1 protein-coding gene is annotated in these 552 nt (G+C 73.9%); it reads left to right on the top strand.

The features are described from left to right. Window positions 1-552, top strand: a 552-nt coding sequence (locus G3I78_RS47285; RefSeq protein WP_164436795.1) for an amidohydrolase family protein, incomplete at both ends; no start/stop codon positions are given.

Below are 552 nucleotides of genomic sequence, written 5' to 3'. Positions count from 1 at the left end.
GGTCGAGGAGGACCGCACGTTCGGGGGCGAGGAGGCCGACTTCGGCGGTGGCAAGTCGATCCGCGAGTCGATGGCGCAGGGAACCACGACCCGCGCCGAGGGCGCGCTCGACACGGTGGTGACGAACGCCGTCGTGCTGGACTGGTGGGGGATCGTCAAGGCCGACGTCGGGATCCGGGACGGGCGGATCGTCGCGCTCGGCCGCGCGGGCAACCCCGACGTCGCGGACGGCGTCCACCCGGACCTGCACATCGGCCCGTCCACCGACGTCGTGAGCGGCGAGGGCAAGATCCTCACCGCGGGCGGCATCGACTCGCACGTGCACCTCATCTCGCCGTCCCAGGTGGTCGAGGCGCTCGCGACGGGCATCACGACCGTCGCGGGCGGCGGGACCGGGCCGAGCGAGGGCACGAAGGCCACGACGGTCACGCCCGGCGCCTGGCACCTCGAGGCGATCCACCGCGCGCTGGACCGGCTCCCCGTGAACGTCCTGCTGCTCGGCAAGGGCAACACGGTGAGCGCCGAGGGCCTGCGCGAGCAGGCCATGGCCGG

Origin of the sequence: Streptomyces sp. SID13726, from assembly GCF_010548375.1 — a bacterium.
In the GTDB taxonomy this organism is placed as follows: Bacteria; Actinomycetota; Actinomycetes; order Streptomycetales; family Streptomycetaceae; genus Streptomyces.
This window is presented reverse-complemented; position numbering and strand designations above follow the sequence as displayed.